Annotated in this window: 13 protein-coding genes and 3 pseudogenes; 10 read left to right on the top strand and 6 right to left on the bottom strand. The window is 70.7% G+C overall.

The genetic code is table 11. From position 1 onward, the window contains the following. Window positions 1-58 precede the first annotated feature (58 nt). The 8 genes and pseudogenes from KPF47_RS13245 (at window position 59) to KPF47_RS13210 (ending at window position 4,887) form a co-directional block, all read left to right on the top strand. Window positions 59-349: a transposase gene (locus KPF47_RS13245; protein ID WP_178374588.1), complete on the top strand. Its 291-nt coding sequence runs from the start codon at window positions 59-61 to the stop codon at window positions 347-349. Beyond that, window positions 325-1,026 (top strand): annotated as a pseudogene (locus tag KPF47_RS40925) (IS3 family transposase); the annotation flags it as partial. The gene KPF47_RS13245 and the pseudogene KPF47_RS40925, both read left to right, overlap by 25 nt. Before the next feature lie 19 nt (window positions 1,027-1,045). Further along, a pseudogene (locus KPF47_RS13235) lies at window positions 1,046-1,249 on the top strand (IS3 family transposase); the annotation flags it as partial. 154 nt (window positions 1,250-1,403) lie between these two features. Next, the gene (locus tag KPF47_RS13230; RefSeq protein WP_224389144.1) at window positions 1,404-2,048 is read left to right on the top strand and encodes a hypothetical protein; all 645 of its coding nucleotides are present in this window, start codon (window positions 1,404-1,406) and stop codon (window positions 2,046-2,048) included. 85 nt (window positions 2,049-2,133) lie between these two features. Continuing rightward, window positions 2,134-2,550, top strand: coding sequence for a hypothetical protein (locus tag KPF47_RS13225; RefSeq protein WP_224389139.1), 417 nt, complete (start codon window positions 2,134-2,136; stop codon window positions 2,548-2,550). Window positions 2,551-2,790: 240 nt separating this feature from the next. Beyond that, complete coding sequence (locus KPF47_RS13220) at window positions 2,791-3,012, top strand: hypothetical protein (RefSeq protein WP_224389138.1); 222 nt, start codon at window positions 2,791-2,793, stop codon at window positions 3,010-3,012. Window positions 3,013-3,081: 69 nt separating this feature from the next. Next, a pseudogene (locus tag KPF47_RS13215) lies at window positions 3,082-3,979 on the top strand (IS5 family transposase). Continuing rightward, window positions 3,871-4,887 carry a hypothetical protein gene (locus tag KPF47_RS13210; protein ID WP_224389137.1) on the top strand — a complete coding sequence of 339 codons (1,017 nt, stop codon included), beginning with the start codon at window positions 3,871-3,873 and terminating at the stop codon, window positions 4,885-4,887. Before KPF47_RS13215 ends, KPF47_RS13210 begins: the two are co-directional and overlap by 109 nt. Window positions 4,888-4,910: 23 nt before the next feature. Here KPF47_RS13210 and KPF47_RS13205 read toward each other — a convergent pair whose 3' ends face one another. From KPF47_RS13205 to KPF47_RS13190, 4 genes are all read right to left on the bottom strand, one after another. Beyond that, window positions 4,911-5,375 (bottom strand): hypothetical protein, encoded by a 465-nt coding sequence (locus tag KPF47_RS13205; RefSeq protein ID WP_224389136.1) that lies wholly within the window; start codon window positions 5,373-5,375, stop codon window positions 4,911-4,913. 178 nt (window positions 5,376-5,553) lie between these two features. Further along, entirely contained in the window at window positions 5,554-6,219 is a 666-nt protein-coding gene (locus tag KPF47_RS13200; protein WP_224389135.1) for a hypothetical protein, read from the bottom strand. Window positions 6,220-6,363: 144 nt separating this feature from the next. Then, on the bottom strand, window positions 6,364-7,260 hold the full coding sequence (locus KPF47_RS13195) for an IS3 family transposase (RefSeq protein WP_224388541.1): 897 nt from the start codon (window positions 7,258-7,260) through the stop codon (window positions 6,364-6,366). Then, window positions 7,257-7,568 (bottom strand): transposase, encoded by a 312-nt coding sequence (locus KPF47_RS13190; RefSeq protein ID WP_224388530.1) that lies wholly within the window; start codon window positions 7,566-7,568, stop codon window positions 7,257-7,259. The genes KPF47_RS13195 and KPF47_RS13190 overlap by 4 nt, the downstream gene beginning before the upstream one ends. Window positions 7,569-8,301: 733 nt before the next feature. Between KPF47_RS13190 and KPF47_RS13185 the strand changes: the two genes are divergently transcribed. Together KPF47_RS13185 and KPF47_RS13180 are read left to right on the top strand one after the other, a co-directional pair. Beyond that, the gene (locus KPF47_RS13185; RefSeq protein ID WP_308015391.1) at window positions 8,302-8,922 is read left to right on the top strand and encodes a ParA family protein; all 621 of its coding nucleotides are present in this window, start codon (window positions 8,302-8,304) and stop codon (window positions 8,920-8,922) included. Window positions 8,923-9,796: 874 nt separating this feature from the next. Next, window positions 9,797-10,504, top strand: coding sequence for a hypothetical protein (locus KPF47_RS13180; RefSeq protein ID WP_178373283.1), 708 nt, complete (start codon window positions 9,797-9,799; stop codon window positions 10,502-10,504). 13 nt (window positions 10,505-10,517) lie between these two features. On the opposite strand, the gene KPF47_RS13175 is transcribed toward KPF47_RS13180, so the two are convergent. Then, window positions 10,518-11,159: a hypothetical protein gene (locus KPF47_RS13175; protein ID WP_224389133.1), complete on the bottom strand. Its 642-nt coding sequence runs from the start codon at window positions 11,157-11,159 to the stop codon at window positions 10,518-10,520. Window positions 11,160-11,166: 7 nt separating this feature from the next. Then, window positions 11,167-14,943 (bottom strand): MobF family relaxase, encoded by a 3,777-nt coding sequence (gene mobF / locus KPF47_RS13170; protein WP_224389132.1) that lies wholly within the window; start codon window positions 14,941-14,943, stop codon window positions 11,167-11,169. Between the last annotated feature and the right edge of the window lie 43 nt (window positions 14,944-14,986).

Below are 14,986 nucleotides of genomic sequence, written 5' to 3'. Positions count from 1 at the left end.
ATGTCCTCGGAGTGCGGTTCCCCCATGATCGGGGAGGCATCAGCTATAAGGGGTGGCGATGCCAGAGGTACGGAAGCGATACGACCGGGAGTTCCGTGACGGTGCGGTCCGGATCGTCGAGGAGACCGGCAAGCCGATCGCCCAGATCGCCCGCGACCTGGGGGTCAACGAGGGCACACTGGGCAACTGGGTGGCCCGAGCGCGGGAGGCCCGCGAGGACACCGAAGGCCTCTCCCGGGGTGACATCGCCGAGCTCAAGCGGCTGCGGGCGGAGAACGCCGAGCTGCGGATGGAGCGTGATGTCCTCAAACGATCCGTGGTCCTGTGGGTCAAGGAGGCGACGAAGTGAGCGTGGCACGTTTCATCGCCGACCAGAGGACCTTCCACCGGGTGCCGCACACGCTGGCCTGCGCGCTGCTCGGCGTGTCGATCTCCTGGCTGTACAAGTGGCTGAGTCGCGCCACCAGTCCCGGTGGCGGCCTGACTGCGACTGAGGAGCGCCGACGCGCGCTCGACGCCGCCGTGAGGGCCGGGTTCGACGCCGCCGAGCGTCTGCACGGCTCGCCGCGGTTGCACGCGGACCTACGTGAGGCGGGGTGGAAGGTGTCGGAGAAGACCGTGGCGGACTCGATGCGCCGACAGAGCCTGGTCGCCCGCCGCATCCGGAGGCGCAACGGGCTGACCCGCCAGGACAAGGCGGCGCCGAAGTTCCCGGACCTGCTGAACCGCGACTTCACCGCCGCCGAGCCGAACCGCCGCTGGGTCGGGGACATGACCGAGATCCCCACCGCGGCCGGGAAGCTGTATCTGGCCACGGTGATCGACCTGTACTCGCGCAGGTTGCTCGGCGCGGCCACCGGGCTGCACCCCAACGCCGAGCTGGCGTGTGAGGCCATCCGGATGGCCGTCGCGGCCCGCGGCGGCGCGGACGGGATCGCAGGGGTGATCTTTCACACCGACCGCGGCTCGACCTACACCGCCGGCGCGTTCGCCACGTTGTGTCGCCGCCTGGACATCCGCCAGTCCATGGGTCGGGTCGTGTTTCGACAACGCCGCGGCGGAGGCGTTCTTCTCCAGCCTGGAGTGGGAAGTGCTGTCCCGCAACGACTTCGACACCACTGCGAAGGCTCGGGCGGTGGTTATCGACTGGTGCTACGGCTTCTACAACCACCGGCGACGACACAGCGCCGCCGCCGGGCTCGCACCGATCGTCTACGAGAACGCCGCCCTCACTCGAGACGCGGCATAGGGAACCCTCCACGATCTCGGGGGAACCACAGAGTGCTGACCAGCCCGCCGGCCACGCTGCTCGCCGTCACCGCCTGCGACAGCGTCACCGACTACCACCGCGAGGCCCGCGGCCTGGTCAACACCCTCGCTCTGCTCTGCTCTGCTCCGGTGCGATGCGCGGACTGTTCGACCGGCCCTCCTCAGTGCGCGCCGACCTGGACACTCCCGCACTGTCCCTGGACATCTCCGCGCTCGATCACGACGACGATGACGTCGTCGTCGCCGCCATGCTCTCGGCCTGGGCATGGGCCGCCGGAGTCATCACCGCCGCCACCACCCTCGGCCGTCGGCGCACCGTGTTCCGGGTCCAGGACGAACTCTGGCGCGCGCTACGCGTCGCTCCCGGCCTGGTCGAACTCTCCGACCGCGTCACCAGGTTGGGCCGCTCCCGTGGGGAGATCTCCGCCCAGGTCACCCACTCCCTCGACGCCCTCCCGACTCCGGAGGACCGCGCGAAGGCCCGCGGGATGGCCGGGCGCAACGCCATCACCGTCCTCGGCGGCATGAACGCCGCCGACCTCGACCGCCTCCGCACCATCACCCCACTCAGCGCTGCGGAATCCCAGATGGTGCGAGGGTGGGCCGCCCCGCCGACCTGGGTCCCCGGCCAACTCCACCCCGGCCGCGGCAAATATTTGATCAAGTCCGGCGGCCGCACCGGCCTACCCATCCACCTCACCCTCACCCGCGACGAACTCGACCTCTACAACACCGACCACGCCTGGAACAGGCCACTGACCGGGGAGAAGACCCGATGACCGGACGGCCCACACTCCCACCCGAGCCGTCCGCTCGCGGTGATGTCCTGGCGATCACCGGCACCCAGTGCGGGAAGACCCGGCCGTGGCTCCCCTCAGCACACCTGCGCCCGACCGTGACCCGGCCCAGGACAGCGACCGCCGCGGACGGCGGCAGCGCGTCAACCAGGCCACCGCCCCTCGCCAGGGGCCCCGTGAACCCGGCCGCGGCTGGGCCGCGGTCGATGCAGCCCGACGGGCACCGGTCTACCGGGCCACCACCGCCGAGGTGGGTGGGCTGTTTCCGCTGCTGGCCTCCAACGGGGTGCCCGCGATCGGCGCCCGCCTCGGTTACGACACCCAGTCCGGTGGCGCGTTCTACGTCCACCCCAGCGAGTGGGTCCTGCGCCAGATGGTCACCAACCCCAACCTGGTCGTGTTCGGCGAACCCGGCCGCGGAAAATCCTCCACCGTCGTCGCTCTTAGAGGTCATTTCAGAACGAGGTCGACGTGTCTGTTGTAGACGACAAGCGGCTATCTGACCTGCCGTTTGATCTGTCGTCGAGGGGTCAATGGAAACTCGACAAGTCGTTCTGAAACGACCTCTAAGAGCGCCCGGCAAATGAGGTCGTGGGGGTGTCGTTGCAGGTAGAGGCACGGACTCTCCAGGCGACCATCAGGACATCAGCAATCCCATGATCACTTGCAGGTCCGTGTCTCTACCAACACCGACACACGGCCACCTCTACTGCCGGACGCTCTAATGCTGCGCATGATGCTCTTCGGCGTCCGCTCCCTCATCTCCGGAGACGTGAAAGGCGAATACACCCCACTGCTCCGCGCACTCGGGATCACCCCGATCACGCTCGGGCGCGGCAGCCACCACCGCCTCAACGCCCTCGACCTCGGCCCCCTCCGATCGCGCTGGAACACCTGGAACACCGAACGCCAGCGTGAGGAGCTCACCGGCATCCTGGCCCGCTGAACCCGACTGCTCACCGCCCTAGGGCGCGTCTCCTAACCCGGCTGGTCGGGCCTGCGCGATGATCAGTAGGTGTCGCGCCGTGCCGTCCTGACCGATGCCCAGTGGGACCGACTCGAGCCGTTACTGCCCTCGTCGGACGGGATGCCAGGGCGCCCGTTCGCCGATCACCGCAGAGTGATCGAGGGGATCATCTACCGGTTCCGCTGCGGGCGGGCCTGGCGTGATGTCCCGGTCGAGTTCGGGCCGTGGCAGACCCTATGGAAACGCCACCGCCGCTACTGCGGTGACGGCACCTGGGACCACGTTCTCGCAGCTCTGCTCGCCGATGCCGACTCCGCCGGTCTCGTGGACTGGGCCGTGTCGGTCGACTCGACGATCATCCGCGCTCACCAACACGCCGCGACCCTGCAGCGAGACACAGGGGGCCGGATCGAACTACAAGAATCTGCTGATCGAGCCACCCGATCACGCCTTGGGCCGCTCCCGCGGAGGGCTCGGCACGAAGATCCACCAGCTCGTTGACGGACACGGCCGCCCGCTGGTCGTACTCGTCGGCCCCGGACAGGCCGGTGACGCCCCGATGTTCGCGCACCTGATGTCACATCTGAGCGTCGGACGGGTCGGTCCGGGCCGACCGCGGACCCGACCCGAGCGGGTCCGCGCAGATAAGGCCTACTCCTCACGCGCCATCCGCGCCCACCTGCGCAGACGACGGATCGTCGCGGTCATCCCGGAGCCGGCTGACCAGCAGGGACACCGGAAACGACGCGGCACACGCGGCGGCCGACCACCGGCGTTCGACCGGGTCGACTACCGCGGCCGCAACGTCGTCGAACGCGGGTTCTGCGAGGTCAAGCAGTGGCGCGGCCTCGCGACCCGCTACGACAAACTCGCCCTGACCTACCGCGGCGGGGTCGTCCTGAAGACCATCGTGACCTGGTTGCGCACTTTAGGAGACACGCCCTAGCCGAAGCCCAGGGCTACCCGCCCACCGTCACCGACGAGCTGGTCATCTCCACCACCCTGCGGCGCCTGGTCGGCGCGGCGGACGGCTATTCGGATCTGCGGCCGATCACGATCCCGCAGGTCGTGGCCCAGCTCGCCAACCCCGACCCGGATCTGTGCCGCGAGCTGCGCTTCGCCGACCACCGCCAATTCCTCGACCACACCCGCCCCATCACCGACGCCCTCTCGAACCTCGTCGTCGGCCCGCTCTCGGGGCTGTTCGATGAGCCGACGAACTTCGACCTCGACTGGGACGCACCCGTCCAGTCCATGGACCTGTCCCTGCTTCGGAGCCGCGGGGACCAGGCGATCGCGGTCGCCCTGACCTGCCTCGGCTCCTGGTCGTCGATGATCACCGACCTCCAAGACGACGGCGACGTGCGCATCGTCGTCCGCGACGAGGTCTGGCGCCAAATGCGCCTCGGGCTCCGAGCCGTCCACGCCGTCGACTCCGACCTGCGCCTGTCGCGCGCGGAACGCAAGATCCAGCTGCTGGTGATGCACAAGCCCTCCGACCTGCTCTCGGTCGGCGCCGCCGGCTCCCAGGAGGTCTCCATCGCCAAGGACCTCCTCGCACTGTGCTCGACCCGGATCCTGCTCGGCCAGTCCACCCGGGTCGGCGACGAGCTCGGCGACGAGCTCGGTCTGTCCGAGCGCGAGCAGGCCGTGATCACCGGCTGGGCCATGGAGGGCCAGGGCCGGGCACTGTGGAAGCTGGAGAACCGACCCGGCATGAAGATCCAGACGGTGCTTTCCGCGACCGAGAAAGCGATCTTCGACACGAACGCCGGACTCCGCGGAGCCCGTCGGAAGTTCCCGCAGTCCCACGGAGCTGACAAGCCGAACCTGAGGGTTGTGGCGACGTCATGAGCGTACTGCGGCCCGTGGGTTCGTCAACTGTTGGTCTCGGCGAGGTCGGGGTGGTCGAGGACGCTGGTGTAACGCGCGGCGGCGGTGACGCTGAGTCCGAACAGCTCGCAGATGCGGCGGAGGTCCCCGGCGGTCGCGAACACCTCGTGCAGGATCCGGTCCTCTCGGACTGCCTGGGCGTTGACCTGCAGCTTGTGCCAGGGGTGGCGAGCGTCGACGGGGGTCGTTCTCGGAGCGGTCCGCCGGTTGATCAGCAGGTGCGGATTCGCCGTGATTGGCCATCGCTCGACACGGTGGTCGAGGTAGGCGCGCAGTCGGACCCGGACCGGCTCGGCCAGTGGGATCCCGCGGTCGGGCAGTCGCAGGTAGCCGTCGACGATGTCGGTGAGCTTGATCTGCCGGAGCTCCTGGGCGCTGATGCCGTGGAACGCGACCATGGCGACGGCGAACGCGCGGGCGGGGTCGGGATCGTTGAGCGCCGCGCGCAAGGTCGAGGTGTCGACCGGGAGAGGCTGGTTCCTCAGTTCCGGTCGGGCGTTTATCCGGGTGGTCGGGTTGGTGAAGATTGCGCGTCGTCCCTTAAGAGGTCGTTTCAGAACGACTTGTCGAGTTTCCATTGACCCCTCGACGACAGATCAAACGGCAGGTCAGATAGCCGCTTGTCGTCTACAACAGACACGTCGACCTCGTTCTGAAATGACCTCTAAGGACGGTGAACAGCGAACGCAGCCCTGCGAGTGCGTGCAGGCGGGCGACCGGTTCGTTGGGCAAGTCGGCGCGTACGTCGTCACGAGTGATCGTGGCGAGCGAGGTGTGACCGGCTGCCGCCCAACCATGAAGGAGGGGGGCCATGCCGCGGATGTTGAGCCGGATCGTCCGGTGGCTGCGGGGATGGCGCCGCGGTGCCCGCTGGCTCCCGTCGATCATCACGGAGTACCAGGTGTCGAGCTGTTCGTGCATCGGCTCCGGCAGACCGTCGATCCGGTCGAGGAAGAAGCGGCGCACGGCCGGGACTCGATCGTCGTTCAGCAGTCCCGCGGCGTCGAGGACCTCCAGGGTGGAGGTGACTGTGGTGACGCCGGCCTGGGAGAGCAGCTCCTGCGCGGTTCTGGCGGAGATCACCGCTCCTGGAGTGTCCTGCCACTGCTGCAGCGCTCGCAGCGACCCTGCAACGACGTTCCTCAGCCGCGGACTCCAGCCGTGTTCACGAGCGTGGCCCTGCAGCGTTGCGTCGAGCTGGTGGGCGAGATCCGACTCGGGCAGTGGCGCGAGATCGCGCAGGCTCATCAGGCGAGGGAGTGCTGGGAACAGCGCCATCTGGTGCTCGGCCACCGGGACGAACTCGTCCTGGGCGGTGACCGTTCGCAATCGGCGTGGCTTGGGGGCTGGTTTCGAACCGCGCGGCCGGTAGTGGGTGTTGGCCAGGAACAGCTGCTGGCCGTATCGTGAGCTTCCCCCGGTTTGCCGGAGTGCGGGTTACCTGTCGGCGTCGCGCTGGGCGCGACGATAGTCGTCTTCGTACTCGTCGGGTGAGAGCCCTCCGAGGCGGGCCTGGATCCGGCGCGGGTTGTACCAGCCGTCGAGGTAGCGGATCAGCGCATGCTCGGCCTCGCAGCGGGTCGCGAAGCCCGTCCCGGGCCAGTAGAGCAGCTCGATCTTGAGCGTGGACCACAGGTTCTCGGCGAGGGCGTTGTCATAGCTGTCCCCTGTGGACCCTGTCGACGGGGCGACACCCGCGTCGACCAGGCGCTGAGTGAATCGCAGTGCCGTGTATTGGGCCCCCTTGTCGCTGTGAAAGATCAACTGACCGGGACGCAGGCTCCGGGAGCGCAGCGCGTGGTTGAGCGCGGTCAGCACCAGCACCGTCGTGGCTCGCGGGTCGGTGGCCCAGCCGACGACCCGGTTGGAGAACGCGTCCCGCACCGAGGCCAGCCACAACACGCCCTCACCGGTGACGATGCGAGTCAGGTCCGCCACCCACACCCGGTTGGGCGCGGTCGCGGTGAAGTCGCGTTCGAGCAGGTCCGGCGCCGGGCGGTGGGCCGGATTCTGCCGGGTCGAGCCGCCCTTCCAGCCGCGACGCAGGTGCGCGCCCTGAAGGCCGTGCTCGCGCATGATCCGAGCGACGCGCTTGCGCCCGACGTGCACGCCCTGGCGGCGCAGCTCCAGCCACACCCGCGGGGATCCGTAGGTGGTGGCGAACTCGCTCACCGAGCGGATCTTCACGATCTGCTCAAGCAGGACGGCGTCGTCGAGCTGCCGCTGAGAGGGGTTCGCGCGGCGGGCGCGCCAGTCGTAGTAGGTCGAGGCCGCGATGTTCAGGACCCGTAGTACGAGACCGGCGGGGAAATCATGGGCATCGACGAAGCTCATGATTTCCTCCGGGTCGGGCCGATCTCGCTGGCGAAATAGGCGCTCGCCGCGCGCAGGACCTCGTTGACCCGCCGCAGCTCAGCGTTCTCCCGCGCGAGCCGGCGGTTCTCGGCGAGCATGTCGGTCGACGGCCGATCATGGCGCTCGCCGGTGTCTGCCTCGGCCTGACGGACCCAGTTGCGCAGGGCCTCGTGATGCACCCCGAGCTGCTCGGCGAGCCCCCGGAACGTCGGGCGAGGGTCGGACTCCCGATACAGCCGAACCGCTCGTTCGCGCAGCTCATCGGGGTACTTTTTCGGTGCGGGCACCAGTGCCTTCCTTCCTGGCCCTCAAGATCGAACCAGTGTTCAGACACTCCGGCAAAGCGGGGGAACCTCAATCTCGGGGAGGAGCCACTCGCCGGCTCGCGGCGACAGCTGAACGAACGATCGGGGCTTGAGTGGAACTGTGAACCGGGACGGCATGACGGTGCGGACGCCGCCGGCCGTCCCTCGGTTACCGACGATGGGCGGCCCCTGACCGGGAAGGTCACCCGGAAAGCGCCGGTCAAGGACCGGCACGGATCGGACACTATCCAGGTGGTGTGGGATCCGATCCACCCGGACCACTGGGCTCCGTTCTGGCGACGGGCTGTCGACCAGGACGTTGCGGAGCGCCGGGCGCGTGAGGCCGGCTGATCGGTCTGCGGTTGGGGGCGCCCGCCCCGCTCGGGTGTCTGTGGGGCATCCCGTCGCGTCGGCGGGCTCTGCCCGACCAGGTCAGGGGTTCCGTGTCAACCAGCTCTTCCGGTTGACGCGGGGCCCCTGACCTGGTTGTCCCTTGGGGCGCCGTCGTGACGGGATGACCCACGCCCTTCCCCCTCATCCTGGAGCTGAGGCCCTCCCCGGAGGGGCCGCCGGAGGCACGCCCCGGCAGGGGCGCGGGTGTGTCGCTTCCCCACAGTAGCTACGGCAGTAGCTACGGCAGTACTGCACGCAGTACAGCAGTACGTACGCTCGTCGCATGACTCCTTCACCTCCTTCTCCCGGGCCTGGGCTGCGCGTGGTCACCGTCACGAACTTGAAAGGCGGTAGCGGGAAGTCCACGAGCACCGGCCTTCTCGCGCACGCATGGGCCGGGGCCGGCCGCCGCGTGATCGCGGTGGATGCCGACCCGCAAGGCACGCTGACCCGCTGGGCACAGGACGCGGACTGGTCCATTCCCGTGGTCGGGCTGGCCACCAACAAGCTGCACGCTGACCTGCCCGGGATCGTGTCGCCGGACCGCTACGACGTCGCCGTCGTGGACACCCCGCCGCTGGAGCTTCAGCGCGGCATCGTCTACTCGGCGATGCGCGCCGCAACCGACGTGGTGGTGACCCTCGCCCCCACTTCGTCGGAGTGGGACGTCCTGCCGACGGTGTGGGACGCGCTGGACGAGGTGGAGCCGCTGCGCGCCCGCCCGGCGGTGGTGTCGGTGCTGTGGAACCGAGTTCGGACGGGCACCACCAGCGCGGCGGTCTACCGGGAGATGCTGGACGAGTCGCGGCGCTACTCCTGCCGCGCGGTAATCCCGATGGCCGAGCGCTACGCCCAGGCCATCGGCGGGCCGGTGACGCTGCGGGCCGAGGATACCGCCGTGGTGGACGCCGCCGCCGAGATCGCCGGGCGGGGTGACTGGTGACCCGACGCGACGACCTGCGGGCACGTGCAGCCCGCGCGGCGAACCGCACACCGGCCGCCGACTCGGGCGAGGCCCAGCGAGACCCGGGACCGCTCTCCCCGCCCCACGATCAGGCTCCGCCGCCCCGGGCGGCAGCTCGCCCGGGGCGCCCTGCCAGCATCGCACCGCGGACGAAGCCGGTACGGATGACGGTAGATCTGTCCCCACTGGCTCACGAGCGGCTCCGGGCCCGACGAAACGCTCTCCGTGAGGCCCTGGGCATGGCCGCGGACCTGCCTGGCGCGGTCGTGGTCCGGGCCCTACTCGCCGAGCTGGACGCAACCCCAGGGCTCGCCGACGCTGTCCGGGACCGGATCGCCGAGGATCCCACCGGCTACGGCAGACAGTAACTACGCTGTTACTGCATTACTGCAAGACGGAGCTACTGCAACACTGCACTACTGAATACAAGGCCGGAGGGCCGGAGTGCGGCACGCGCCGCGCGGGGAGGTCAAGACGATGGGCAAGACGCCGTATGACACCAGCGGATGCCCTCCGCTGCCTCGGTACGTGAAGTGCGCCGGATGTGCGGAGCAGGACCCGGAAATGGCCCGGTACGCGATCAACACCCGGTACGGAGTCGCCTGCGCTCCGGTCTGCCCGCTGTGTGTCGACACGATCGAGGCGGACTGGATCCCGGACCCGGCGCCGGTGCAGGAACATGCCCGTCACCTCGGGATCGACCCTGTCGTGAATGCGAGTTGGATACCGCCGGGCCCGAGCCTCTCGGACCGTTACCGCATGTAGCGCCGCGCTGTGCGTTGTCGGAGACGGGGGAAGTTGTCGGTGGGGTCCTCTACCCTGCGACCGGCGACGCGCCTAGGAGGCGGACACGATGGCTGACCTCGGACGAATCGGGGAGACCTGGCTCGAACCCGGCCGTCTGTTCGACCCGGAAGACCCCGCCGACGCACCACCCGCGGACGCGCTCGACGTGCAGTTCCGCGCCCCGCTGTCGTTCTCCGCGTTCGTCGACGACCTGTTCCGCACCGGCCGCGGAACCGACGCAGCGGCCTGCCTGCGGGTCTACGACGACGCGATCGCCCGCACCGTGCAGCAGGTGCAGCGGCTCGGCGGGTTCGTCCTCGACGAGCACGGAGCCCCGGTCCCGGCCCGCCTCGACCTCACCGCCCACGGTGAGACCACCATGAACGGGGACCCGGACCGGGTCCGGGTCCACCATCACCTCTACGTCGGCCGGATCGGTGTGTCGGTGCGGGACGGTCGCCGCCTCCCGGTCGACGTGCACCGCCTGCGCCGCGGCATCCGCGCTGTCCTCCCGCTGTACGACCAGGTGTTGCAGGGGCGGACGGAGGACCGGTTCGGGTGCCGGTGGGGTCCGCCCCCGGGCGGGTACGACTTCGAGATCCTCGACCCGCCGATGCACGAGCGGATCACCGGGCAGGAGTACGAGGTGTGCCGGTCCCCGTGGGGACCGCGCACCACCTGGGAACAGCCGAGCCCGGAACTGCTCGACGCGCTCGACCAGGAGGCCGCGCTCATCGCCCGGCACACGGCCACCACAACCGACCCGCCCCAGTAGCGGGCCCGGCCGGTCACATCTCGATCGTGGGCCCGTCCTGCTCGACGCCGCGCTCGACCGTGGCGGCCTCACGCTGGGTGCGGACGTGGTCGTACCCGGCTGTGCGCTGCTGCCGCTCCGCTTCCGCCGCGGCGGCGGCCCCCTGCGTGCGAGCGGTGTCCTGCGCGGCGTCGTGGCCGCGCTGGTAGGCACGCCGCTCGTCGGACGTCTGCCGGGCCGTCCGGAGCGTCTCGATCCCCTCGGCCGTGGTCGGCACCGCCCGCCGCGCCGCGCCGCTCGACCGGCCCTCGACGTCCCGGCCCTCGACGTCCCGGTGATCGGCTGGGGCCGGCCGCCGCACGGACGGCTCCTGCCCACGGCCGGGCGCGGCGTCCGGCCCGACCTTGCGCGGATCCGGCGTGACCACGCCGGCGCGGTCGGCCGCCCGGTTTCGCCGGGCCAGCTCCTCGGCGGCGAGCTGCGCATCCTCGGCGACGTCGCGGTGCGCCTCGGCCCACTTCGACCGGTGCGCGTGGCCGGTCTCGAGGTTGGCGGCCCGCTGCTGCTGCCACTGCATCATCCGACGGAGCGAGGCACGTTCCTCGATCTTCCGGGGCAGGTCGGGGTCACCATCGCCCGCGGCGCCGATCTCGGCGGTCCGCGCGCTGACCCGCACCCGCTGCTCATGCGCGGCCCGGTACGCCTCCCGCATCTTGTCCGCGACGAACTCCGGCGCGACGGCCTGCTCCCGCGCCCACCGCTCGGTGCGCTGGTACAGCTCCCCATCGGTGAGCGCACGGTGGTCGACAACATAGTCCGGGACCGGGCCGAGCGCGTCCCGCGCGGACTGCCACAACGCCCGCCGGAGCGGGAACTCCCGCGACGGCGCCGCACCGATCGACTCCTGATCGGCCGGTACCCGCTCCATCTCCCGGTACGCGGCCACCGCACCCGCGGATCGCTCCCACGCGGCCCGCTCGGCGACCTGCCCAACCTCCGGAACGTCGCCGAGCTGGCTCAACGCCCACCCGGTCGGCTCCTCGGCGAGCTGTCGACCCAACCGGGTCTGACGCTCGGTCGCCGCCGCGGCCAGGTCCGCGACGTACTGCCCGGCCTCGGTCCCGTCCGGGGCCGGTACCCGCGTCGTCCAGTCCGCCGGGTCCACGGCCCGCTCCGGAACCCGGGCCTCGGTCAGCTGCCGGACCCGCCACCGGACGACGTCCGGCACACTCTCGGCGGTGTCCAAGCCGCGCACCCCGACCGCCTCGGCCAGCACCGCGGCCGGGTCGTGCCCCGCGATCTCCGCCTCCCGCGTCGCCTGCAACAACCGGCCGTACGCCGCCCGGTCGTCGGCGGCCGCGGCCGCCGACGTCCGGGCCGAGCACCTCGGCCAGTACCGCGCCGTACCGGCCGCGGGCGTGGTCATCGGACACCGCGTCCAGCGTCGCGGCCGCCATCGCGAACGAGCCCGCGTTCCGCTGCCCCTCGCGCAGCGTGTCCGTCGCGCTGCGCTGCGCCGAGCTGGCGGTGTAGATGCTGGTGAAGCACTCCCGCGCGGACTCCTCGACCCGCTCCGGGTCGTGCTCGTCCGCCGCCCGCACCGCGGGCAGGTAGACGTGGTTCTCCTCCGCACCACGGGTGAGACCGGGGTACGCGCCCTCCCGGGTCGCATCCCGGTCGGGCAGGTAGTGCCCGCGCTGCACCGTGACGCCCTGGCTGGCGTGCTCGGTCACCGCGTAGGCCAACGTCACGTGCTCCCGCACGTAGCCCGGCAGCAGATGCGCGGTCGCGCCGCCCTGGTCCCGGACGAGCAGCGCCCCGGACTCCGCGTGCCGCCCGACCACCGTGTAGAGCGCCCGGTTCGTCACCGGGTCCGGCTCCACGGCCGCGCCCGGGCCACGGTCGACGCGGGCACGGTAGTCGTTGAGCCGTGCCTGCACCCGGTCCCCGATCGACACTTCCTGCTTTCCCTTGGCGCCGCGCACGTAGGCGACCGGAGCCTCCTCGACCCGCCCCAGCTCGATCAACCGGTCCCGGATCGACGCCGACAGCTCCCCCGCCCCCTCATTGGTACCGGTGATGAGCAGCGTGTCCTTGCCGTCCAGGATGTCCGACAGGTACCGCTCGGCGGCGAGGGCCTGCATCTCCTCCCACGTGCCCGCGTGCACACGGCCACGGTCGTTGTAGGCGTCGAACGCCGCCGGGTCCCCGGCGCGCAACTGCAAGCTCGCCTCGCGCTCCCACTCCGACCGGAACCGGTGCACCTCGCGCAGCTCGTACGCGCCGCGCTCGGCGATCACCTGCCGGAACAAGCCACCGGCACCGACCGCGTCGAGCTGGTGATGGTCACCGGTCAGGACCACCTTCGCCCCCGCGGCGGAGCACAGCTCGACGATCCGGTCCAGCTCCTGCGTCGACGACATCCCGGCCTCGTCGACGATCACCAGGTCCCGTCCGGTGAGCCGGTCCCGGACCTCCCCCGCCTCGTCCGGGGTGAAGCCGTTGAGGAACCGGGTCGTGTTGAGCGCTTCGAGCCCGTCCCCGGCCAAGTTCTGCGTCGCGATCTGCGACGTGGCGAGACCGAGCACGCGGCCATCGGCGTGCTCTGCCCACACCCGGGCGAGCTCACCGACCGTGCGGGACTTCCCGGTACCGGCGGGGCCGACCAGGCAGTCACCGAGACGGCCGGACCCGATGATCCCGGCCACTGCGTCGACCTGGTCCCCGGACAGGCCGGCCGCGGCCAGCCGCGACCGCAGTGCCTCCACGTCCAGCCCGTCGCTGTCCGCGGTCACCGCACCGGCCAGCGGGGCGGCCATCCGGGCGGACACGCGCTGCTCCGCGGCCAGATGCGCGGCCGTCGTGTACCGCTCGGCGTTCGCGCGCCGGTAGATCGACCCGCCATCCGCGCGCCGGAACGACTCCGGAACCTCGACCGGGTCCGGCGTGGAGACCTGCACAACCTCCACCGCCCGCAGCGCCTCCCGCGCGATCTCCTCCAACCGGGCCGGGCGATCCTCGGCGGCCACGCCGAGATCGGCCGCGGACCCCAGGCGCTTGTCGATCGCGGCCGCGAGGTTCCCCAGCGTCCACACCGAGTAGGACGCCTGCACGTCCTCGATGGCCGACGCGGACACGTCCCGCAGGTGCGCAGCGGCCACGTCCGCGGCCGTGTCCGCACCCGCGGCCACGCCGTGACCGGCAAGCCGGTCAGCGGCCACCGCCCCACCGGACACGTGACCACCCGCGGACACCGGCCCGGCCGCCTGCTGTCCGGCCGCCTCGACGTCGGCCACCATCGCGGCCAACCGCTCTGTCCGCTGCTCGCTCCACCGCGCGACCGCGTCCGGCCCGGACTCCGGCCCCTTCGCCTTCCGGGTCTCGTACACGGCCATGTCCGTGATCCGCTTCATCGCGGCCGCGTCCGGCTCCTTGCCGTGCCGCTCCCGGTAGACCTCGACCCGCTCGGCGACCAGCCCGGTCACCTGCCCCCGCCGCGTCGACGCTTCTGCCATCACCTCGGGGTCGACACCGACAATCTCACGGGCCTTGCCGTCCGGGCGCAGCTCGAACCGTGCCCCGGTCTCCTCGGTCACGAACTGCTCGGCAGCCCGCTCGTAGGCCGCGGCGATGGCCTCCTTGTAGGCCCGGAAACTCGCGCCGTCGAGCGCGCCGATCTTCCCGGACTCGGTCACCGTCCGGTTCAACAGGGCCGCGTGCGTGTGCATCTGCGGCTCGTTCTCCCGGCTCGTGGAGTGAGCCCACACCGTCCACACCGCGCCGGTACCGGCCTCGTGCCGACCGATCGACTCATTCCCGGTCACCGTGCGAGCGTGCGACCCGGTCCGCGTGAAAATCACCCGCGACTCGGCGTAATCCAGCGCGACCTGAACCGCTCGATTATGCGCCTCCACCACCTTGTCAGCCAATTCCGTCTGACCGGTCACCCGCAAAGCAGCCTCATACACGGAAATAGACTTCACGGCAGAGAACGTGAAATCGTAGTACGCCACCGGCTTACGTCCGGATGTGGCAGCCTCGGCCCGCAATTCCCGCTCACGCTCCGGCGTGACCGCCCCGGACTCCTTCGCGACCAGAGCGTTGTACCGCTCCGCCTCGGTGCGGAAAAGCGCAGGCCGGCGCCCCAGGAACTCCGGCTCCGCCTCGGCCGACTCCGGACGACGGAGCTGACCGAACACCGCCCGCACGTCGTCCGGGACCACCTCGTCCCCGGCGCGGAACGACAGCCCCATTGCCTCCATGCCCGAACCGGCCCACCGGCCCGGCGCCTCACCATGCTCCACCGCGGCCGTGTAGTACCCCGGCCCGACCTGCCCGGCCGTCGCCTCCGCAGACGACCCGGCAACGGGCGCCTGGTGACGGTGCTCGTGCTCGCGGCAGCCCGACCCGCGGAGCAGGTACTCGACCGCTCCGGAGCCGATGGCGGTGATGCGCAGCACGAGCCCATCGTACCGGAGCCGACCAAGATCATAACACTGTGCA

Source organism: Pseudonocardia sp. ICBG1293 (genome assembly GCF_020131355.1).
GTDB lineage: Bacteria > Actinomycetota > Actinomycetes > Mycobacteriales > Pseudonocardiaceae > Pseudonocardia.
The sequence above is the reverse complement of the archived record's forward strand: the minus strand, read 5'-3'. Positions and strand labels throughout refer to the sequence as shown.

Coding starts and splice junctions, on each gene's coding strand:
- KPF47_RS13245 (WP_178374588.1), top strand. CDS start 59: ATGCCAGAGGTACGGAAGCGATACGACCGGGAGTTCCGTGACGGTGCG.
- KPF47_RS13220 (WP_224389138.1), top strand. CDS start 2,791: ATGCTGCGCATGATGCTCTTCGGCGTCCGCTCCCTCATCTCCGGAGAC.
- KPF47_RS13180 (WP_178373283.1), top strand. CDS start 9,797: ATGGCTGACCTCGGACGAATCGGGGAGACCTGGCTCGAACCCGGCCGT.
- KPF47_RS13230 (WP_224389144.1), top strand. CDS start 1,404: ATGCGCGGACTGTTCGACCGGCCCTCCTCAGTGCGCGCCGACCTGGAC.
- KPF47_RS13195 (WP_224388541.1), bottom strand. CDS start 7,260: ATGAGCTTCGTCGATGCCCATGATTTCCCCGCCGGTCTCGTACTACGG.